Annotated in this window: 6 protein-coding genes; 4 read left to right on the forward strand and 2 right to left on the reverse strand. The window is 60.8% G+C overall.

All coding sequences use genetic code 11. The features are described from left to right. A partial coding sequence (locus Q0288_RS06085) for a cyclic pyranopterin monophosphate synthase MoaC (protein ID WP_299428706.1) occupies positions 1-342 on the forward strand: 342 nt, incomplete at its 5' end. A 200-nt stretch (positions 343-542) separates the two neighbouring features. After that, positions 543-1,085 (forward strand): DNA-3-methyladenine glycosylase 2 family protein, encoded by a 543-nt coding sequence (locus Q0288_RS06090; RefSeq protein WP_299428721.1) that lies wholly within the window; start codon positions 543-545, stop codon positions 1,083-1,085. A gap of 10 nt (positions 1,086-1,095) precedes the next feature. On the opposite strand, the gene Q0288_RS06095 is transcribed toward Q0288_RS06090, so the two are convergent. Beyond that, the gene (locus Q0288_RS06095) at positions 1,096-2,232 is read right to left on the reverse strand and encodes a PQQ-dependent sugar dehydrogenase (protein ID WP_299428709.1); all 1,137 of its coding nucleotides are present in this window, start codon (positions 2,230-2,232) and stop codon (positions 1,096-1,098) included. A gap of 187 nt (positions 2,233-2,419) precedes the next feature. Here Q0288_RS06095 and Q0288_RS06100 point away from each other — a divergent pair, with 187 nt between their 5' ends. Beyond that, on the forward strand, positions 2,420-3,124 hold the full coding sequence (locus Q0288_RS06100; RefSeq protein ID WP_299428712.1) for an HAD family hydrolase: 705 nt from the start codon (positions 2,420-2,422) through the stop codon (positions 3,122-3,124). Between the two features lie 36 nt (positions 3,125-3,160). Here the strand turns inward: Q0288_RS06100 and Q0288_RS06105 are convergent, their stop codons facing one another. After that, on the reverse strand, positions 3,161-3,991 hold the full coding sequence (locus tag Q0288_RS06105; RefSeq protein WP_299428715.1) for a hypothetical protein: 831 nt from the start codon (positions 3,989-3,991) through the stop codon (positions 3,161-3,163). A 54-nt stretch (positions 3,992-4,045) separates the two neighbouring features. On the opposite strand from Q0288_RS06105, the gene Q0288_RS06110 reads away from it, so the two are divergent. Continuing rightward, complete coding sequence (locus Q0288_RS06110; RefSeq protein ID WP_299428718.1) at positions 4,046-4,633, forward strand: hypothetical protein; 588 nt, start codon at positions 4,046-4,048, stop codon at positions 4,631-4,633. The last annotated feature ends 31 nt before the right edge of the window (positions 4,634-4,664 follow it).

Below are 4,664 nucleotides of genomic sequence, written 5' to 3' on the forward strand. Positions count from 1 at the left end.
GGCGGGGTAGGGAAGGGCGACCCCCTGAGCGTGGCCCAGTTGGCGGGGATTATGGCGGCCAAAAAGACGGGCGATCTGATCCCGCTCTGCCATCCGCTGCCCATCACCAGCGCCAGGGTGGAGCTTCGTTTTGTGCCCGAAGAGTCCAGGGTGTATATCACCGCCACCGTCAAGACCAGGGCCGAGACCGGGGTCGAGATGGAGGCCATGACCGCTTGCGCGGTGGCGGCCCTCACGGTCTACGACATGCTCAAAGCCGCCAGCAAGGGGCTGGAAATCACCGGCCTGCGCCTGCTGCACAAGTCGGGGGGGAGGTCGGGGGAGTGGAGTAGGAAAAAGTAGCGGTTGAGTTTTGGTGAGAGAGGGTTCCTGGCAGAGTCGGTCAGGGTAAATTTTGGGTATAGCCTCGATGTGGGTGGTGGGTCGTTTGCGGCACCTGGGAATTGAGATAGAGTTTTGGAGTCATGTCCTCCACCTCCAGACCGCAGCGCAAAAGACTGGATGCCACCCTCGAGGTGCGGGTTGAGTTTGCCGATGCCGCGATGCAGGAACTGAGGCGAAAGCACGGCCCTGCTCCTTTCCGACCCAATCCTTTCAAAACAGAACCCCCCTTTCCTACCCTGGTCAGCTCGATAGTGGGCCAGCAGCTCTCTGGCAAGGCTGCCGAGACCATCTGGAAGCGCCTGGCCGCCCAGTTTGCAATCGAGCCGGAAGTTTTGTACACGGCCCGACTGGAAGATTTGCGGGCCATTGGGCTCTCGAATGCCAAGGCCCGCTACGTGCAGGATCTGTCGCGCTTTACCCAGGAAGGCGGCCTGGATGGCATCGAAAGCCAGTCCGACGATGAGGTGATCCGCCACCTGACCCAGGTTAATGGTATTGGGGTCTGGACGGTTCAGATGTTCTTGATGTTTGGCCTGGGACGCCCCAATGTTTGGCCGATACTGGATCTGGGCATCCGTAAAGGGGCCGAGAAACTCTATGGCATCACCGAACGCCCTGGACTGGAAGAACTGGGCGAGCGCTTCCGGCCCTACCGCTCGCATGCGGCCTGGTATCTGTGGCGGGTACTCGAGGCTGACTGAACCGGCTCGGCTAACCCCGCGAGAACACCAGCAACATCCCATTCCGGTCATCGGTGATATAGATTTTCCCGTCCGGGCCAACTTTCATATCCACCGGAGCCCCCAGCTTCCCATCCGGGAAGACCCAGTTTCCAATCAGCTCAACCGCTGGGCCGCTGGGGATGCCCCGCCCGTCCACCCGAAAAGCCACCAGCCGGTGCCCGGTCTTGCGGTAGCCGTGGTAGCCCACCACCAGCCAGTTGCCGCCCAACTCGCTTTGAGCGCTCAGGTAGGCCATACCCAGTGGGGCCGCGTGGGCTGGCAACAGCAGGGTGGGATTGCGGGTCTGGGCGCAGTTGTAGCGGGGGAACTCGGGGGCGTTTTTGCCGTTTTCGTAGCAGTAGGGCCAGCCGTAGTGGGTTCCCTGTACTACCACGTTCAGTTCGTCGGCGGGGTGGGCCTCATCGGAGATGCGCGGGTCGGCAGCCTGGATGGCATCGCGAGAATTTTCACCCTGCAACAGGGTACCCGAAGGGTGAATGGCCAGTGCCATGGAGTTACGCAAGCCGGTCGCATACACGCTCCAGCCGCGCACGCTGCCCTGCGGCCACTGGAAGGTGTACCTGCGAATCAGGCCGTTTCGCCCGGCCTCGGCGCAGGCAGGTTTGCCCTTGTCCTGCTGGCAGTTATCCGAGGCCGAGCCTACATTAACAAAAAGGTGGCCCGCACCATCGAACACCATCTGGGTGAGTGGATGCCGCCCGTTTCCGGGCAGGTCGTGGATGATGTACTCCTTACGGGGTTGGGACGCTTCAGGGTCAAAGCGAAAAATGCGCCCCACTTCGCCCACATAGACCCTGCCGTCCTGGCCAAGAGCGATGCCGTGGGGGCGATCCAGTCCGTTGAGTAGCCGCTGGATGCGGTACTGATTCCCCTGTTTGTGCAGCCACGCCAGCGAGCCCCGGTTGGCGCTCCAACCGGCCATCTCTACCACCAGCAGGTCGCCAGAGGGAAGGGGCAACAGGCCCCTGGGGAAGCGCAGGTCGCGGCTGATGATCCCCACGCAGAAGCCGCTGGGGGTGGTGACGGCTAGCCGTGGAAACCCGGCACAGGTCTGGGCGCTGGCGAGGCCGAGGCTAACAAATAAGGCCAGGGAGAGGAGTCTCATGGTTACGCCCAATCTACCCAGATCTGGAGAAAATTGGGTGATGTGGGAAGTCATCCCCTACTTCGCAGGGCTCGAGCCATGCGGGAGTTCCTTTGGCGAATACCAGTTTCCGCTTAACGCGAAAGCTGGGTCATCTAACCCAAACGGTGCTGGAAAGCGTTCTACACTTACAGCTAAAGAGGGAACTATGGTCGAGTATATCGCTTTTGATGCCGATGACACACTATGGCACCACGAGACCCAGTTCAGTGAGGCCCATGCAAAGTTTGAGCTGCTGATGCAGGAATACCTGACCGGTTCGTATGATAGCCAGTATCTCTTTGATACCGAAATTCGCAACCTCAAGCACTATGGCTATGGGGTCAAGAGCTTCGGCCTCTCGATGATCGAGACTGCGCTGGAGTTAACCGATGGGCGTATTTCACCGGAGCATATTCGTTTTTTGGTCAATGTAACTAAGGAAATGTTGGCGGCTCCCGTGCAGGTACTGCCGGAGGTCGAGGCTGTGCTGGATGAACTTTCCGGCGACTATCCCTTGATGGTGATTACCAAGGGCGATCTACTGGATCAGGAGTCCAAGTTTGTGCGCTCGAGGCTGAGTGAATATTTTCGCTGTATCGAGGTGGTGAGCGAGAAAGACCCCTTTAGCTACAGCAGAATCCTGCGCCGTCACCGCATACGCCCCGAGAATTTCTTGATGGTGGGGAATAGCCTGCGCTCGGATGTTGTGCCGGTGCTGGAAATTGGAGCCCAGGCAGTCTACATTCCCCGGCGTCAGACCTGGGGTCGTGAGTATGTGCAGATGGACGAGCCCAGGCCCAGGCTCTATGTGGAACTCGAGCACATCGGTCAGTTGCCGGAGTGGCTGGAGGCACGGCAGCTGGCGGCCTGAGCCTGTCAAATAACCCAGAAGCACTTACATTTTGCGCTAATCTAAAGTAGAAGTTGGGCGCACCGATACCGTCGAACCGATAGCCAGACCCGCCTTCAACACCGCGACGCCCGCCAGCACGGCCTCCCTGGCGGCGTTGGTGTTCTGGTAGCCGGAGCGGAAAAAATCCCAGGCCAGCAGATAAAAAGCAGCGTAGTGGTCGGCCAGCTCAGCCTGATCGAAGCACTTGAGTCGGGTGTAAATCTGGGTGCGGTTGCCGCCCCAGGCGGTTTGGAAGTCAGCCCCCAGCACCGAGAGAATGCGGGAGCCAGTCGGCCCGATCCGCCAGGAGAGCTGGCGCAGTACATCGAACATATACTTTCCGTGCCGATCCATGATCGAATCGAACAGCCCGGTCAGAAAAGCCTGGGGTTCCATAAGCATGGCCCGGTCGGTACTGGGGTGGTTGGGCTTGCCAAACGCAAGTTCCTCGTAGGGCAGCCCATGTAAGGTCTGGACACCGTAGCTGGGGGCATAGTGTTCGAGGCGGGAGCGCAGAAGCTGAATTTGGGGGCGGGGCAGGTGGAGTGGCCGGGTGACTCGAGCGCGAAAGCGCCGCTCCATCGCAGCCTGAAAGCCCAGTGCGACCCGCACATCTTCCAGCGGCGTATCGTCTTGCAGCAAGACCTGCACGTCCAGATCCGAGAGTTCGGGTACATAGTCCATAGGGCTGTCCCAGGTTTTCTGCGAGGAGCCCTTGGTGTAGACCCCCAGGAGGTTGTCCGGCGCGACCTGTTGCTGCAGGGTCTCTAAAATGCTCTGCTGCATCGCGCCGATCTCCAGCCGTAACTGAGGTGGGTCGGGGTAGCTGCTGTCCCAAGGGTGCATGGAATCTCCAGTATAACGGTTCTGCGGGCAGGGCTAAGCGGTAGACTGGGAGGCATGATTTTTACGCTCGAGCAAGCTCCTTCCCGCCTTGCCGAGGTGACGGGTGAGGTGGTGCACCTTCAGGTGCTGTACGCAGCGGGCCTGGTGGTGGCTCCTACCCTGGTGCTGGCGGGGGTAGAGACCGAGTTTTACCAGTTGGGCAATCTGGCCGGGCAGATCCGACCGGCTTTTGAAGGGGTGTTTGGGGTGCGGCTGGACGAAGCCAAACTGGAACGAGCCTGCGCCTTTGCCGAGAAGCTGTTGCGCGAATCGTATATGCTGCCCGAGCGCTCCGACGAGATTAGAGCCGCCCTGCCGGAAGGCCCGTTTCTGGTGCGCTATGCCGGGGAAGCTCCCTTTGCGGTGCAGGTTGAAAGGCAGGAAACCCTGTGGGCGCTCAAGCGGCTCTGGGCCAGCCGCTGGCAGCTCGAGGCGGTGCTCGAGCGCCAGCCCCAACTGGCTCCGCCAGGGGTTGCCAGCCTGGTGCAGAGCGTGGGGAACACCCCGACCCTGGACGAAGCCCTGTCGGCCCAGGCCACCCAGGCGCTGGGACAGGGCGTACAGGTCTGGGCCAGCGCGGGCTGCGTGGTGCGGGTGGGGTGAGGCCATGTACGACAGCCACCTGCATACGCCC

The sequence above is a fragment of the uncultured Meiothermus sp. genome (genome assembly GCF_937863175.1).
Classification (GTDB): Bacteria; Deinococcota; Deinococci; order Deinococcales; family Thermaceae; genus Meiothermus.

Bases quoted from the DNA above. Each gene is read 5' to 3' on its own strand.
- Q0288_RS06090 (WP_299428721.1), top strand. From the start codon at position 543: ATGCAGGAACTGAGGCGAAAGCACGGCCCTGCTCCTTTCCGACCCAAT.
- Q0288_RS06095 (WP_299428709.1), bottom strand. From the start codon at position 2,232: ATGAGACTCCTCTCCCTGGCCTTATTTGTTAGCCTCGGCCTCGCCAGC.
- Q0288_RS06100 (WP_299428712.1), top strand. From the start codon at position 2,420: ATGGTCGAGTATATCGCTTTTGATGCCGATGACACACTATGGCACCAC.
- Q0288_RS06105 (WP_299428715.1), bottom strand. From the start codon at position 3,991: ATGCACCCTTGGGACAGCAGCTACCCCGACCCACCTCAGTTACGGCTG.
- Q0288_RS06110 (WP_299428718.1), top strand. From the start codon at position 4,046: ATGATTTTTACGCTCGAGCAAGCTCCTTCCCGCCTTGCCGAGGTGACG.